1 protein-coding gene and 1 pseudogene are annotated in these 2,367 nt (G+C 68.8%); both read left to right on the top strand.

Annotation, left to right across the window (positions count from 1 at the left end; genetic code table 11):
* The first annotated feature begins 610 nt into the window (after positions 1-610).
* Positions 611-1,690: an ice-binding family protein gene (locus P3T29_RS32500; protein WP_280720278.1), complete on the top strand. Its 1,080-nt coding sequence runs from the start codon at positions 611-613 to the stop codon at positions 1,688-1,690.
* A 243-nt stretch (positions 1,691-1,933) separates the two neighbouring features.
* A pseudogene (locus tag P3T29_RS32495) lies at positions 1,934-2,089 on the top strand (IS1380 family transposase); the annotation flags it as partial.
* Positions 2,090-2,367: the final 278 nt, after the last annotated feature.

Here is a 2,367-nt window from a genome sequence, read left to right as displayed (position 1 = left end):
CACCCGCCGAATACGAAGCCAAGTACTACAGCCAACAGCCAAACCTGCAGGTCACAGCCACAATCTAGAGTCTCTGAAGAACCCGCAGCGATTCAAACTCACACTCGAAGCCCACAAGGCCAAAGCCACGACGACTGCATAAAAATCAAGCCAAGGCCGCCGCCACCGGACCAGCAGCTCCGGGTAGCGGTCGTTGCGTTCCGCAGGGGTGCCGCCAGCGCCAGCCGCGGACACCGAGCCGAGCTGCGACCCGGCGACGCCCGGCATCGCAGTTCAGGAAGCCGATGCGCCGTCAGGCACGAGCGGAGGGTGCGCTGTGAAGCTCCGGCGTACAGGGGAACGTCTCACCAAGGTAAGACGGCCGGCGTTCCTCGAGTACCAGCAGGACAGTTGGCCCTCCGTCAAAGATCCTGGCTCGGGCCCGGCGAAGACATTTGCGGGGCACTACGGGGTGGCCGAGCTCGAACTTCCCATGCCACGACCGACTCGTTGCCGACCACGAGGCAGCGGCGCACGGCTCATGCGACACCTGATGGCTCCCGTTCTCGTTGCCAAAGTGGCCCTCTCACGTTGCCGAAAACCGACGTAGACCTCCACGAAAGGCAGATCCATGACGATCACCAGCCTCAGGGGCACGCTCCGCAGGTTTGCCGCCCGATCCCGGCCGGCCCCGGCCCTGGCCGTCATCTGTGCGACAGCTGTCCTGATCGGCATGGCCGCGCCGCCGAGCGCAAGCGCGGCAACGCCACCGAGCGCGAGCACGAGAGCGGCCACGCCGCCGGTATCGCTGGGCACCGCCGCAGACTTCGCGGTTCTCGCCGCGTCGACGATCACGAACACCGGTCCCACCACGATCAAGGGCGATCTCGGGCTGAGCCCCGGCACGTCGGTGACCGGGTTTCCTCCCGGGCAGGTGAACGGGACCCAGCACGTGGCCGACGCCGTCGCGCTGCAGGCCAAGAACGACCTGAGCGCCGCGTACAACGACGCGGCGGGGCGCGCGACCACGGCCACCGTCCCGGTGGAACTCGGCGGGACCACCAAGACCCCGGGGGTGTACGACTCCCCCGCCGGTACCTTCGGAATCACCGGAACGCTGACCCTCGACGCCCAGGGCGACCCGAACGCCGTCTTCATCTTCAAGATGGCAACCACCCTCACCACAGCCTCCGCGAGCAGCGTGAACCTCGTCAACGGCGCGCGGGCCTGCAACGTCTTCTGGCAGGTCGGCAGCTCCGCGACGCTCGGAACCTCCTCCACCCTCCGGGGAAACGTCCTGGCCCTCGCCTCAATCACCGTCACGACCGGGGCGACCGTCGACGGCCGGACGCTGGCCCGTGACGCCGCGGTCACGCTGGACACTGACACGATCACCCGCGCGACCTGCGACCAGGCGCCCGTCACCACCACCACCCGCCTGACCTCCTCGGCCGACCCCACGCAGCCGTACCAGCCGGTCACCTTCACCGCCACAGTGGCGGCCGGTCCCGCTACGGCCGTCCCCCAAGGCCTCGTGGTGTTCATGGACAGGTCACAGCTCATCGCCGTCGCCCCACTCGACAGCACCGGACACGCGGTGTTCACCACCTCCACCCTGGCCGTCGGCCTTCACCTGATCCAGGCCGCCTACCTGGGCGCGGGCGGATTCGCGGCCAGCGCCTCGCCGACGGTCTACGAGCTCGTCCGATAGAGCCGAACCAGCGTCGGCCTCCGCGCACCGGCGCTGTACGCGGAGACCGCAACGCGACAAACGCCCTCACGGTTCTGAACCTCGGCCTGTCAGAACGGGGCGCCAGGGCAGCCGCGCGGTATCCACGGAGGGTGAGCGAGACCGACGACGAGGACCAGGGCGAGGGCCTGGCGGAGCTGTGCGACCAGTGCGGTGCGACGGTGTCCGACGGGAGCGGAAGGTACGCACTCGTCGTAGACCGCTCAACCTCATACCCTGCGCTACCGCATCCTGCACGTCCCGGCCCGACTCGTGCGCGGCCAACGACGACGACGCCTCAAGATCCCGCACACGTGGCCCTGGGCCGACGCGATCGTCCGCGCCTTCCACCGGATCCAGGCACTGCCCCGACCAACCTGACCTGCACGAACCACCCCGCCGAACACCGAGGGGAGGCATCCCGGCAGTCCCCCGGCCCGTGGAACCCGGCACGACAGCCGACGCGCAGCCCTACCCGGCCCCGCCCCCGGGAACCGGCGAAAGCAACATCACGGGCACACGCTCAACCGATCAGCGCGGCGAAACTACGAGGCTGGTCCTCTTAGACCGACCGGCAAATGGATCACTTGAGGCGTCGGGTGGTGGGCCGGCCGTCCCAGCGGTAGCGGCTTGTCGAGCGTCGGATGAGCATGCGGAGC

It is taken from the genome of Kitasatospora sp. MAP5-34, from assembly GCF_029894335.1.
Classification (GTDB): Bacteria; Actinomycetota; Actinomycetes; order Streptomycetales; family Streptomycetaceae; genus Kitasatospora.
This window is presented reverse-complemented; position numbering and strand designations above follow the sequence as displayed.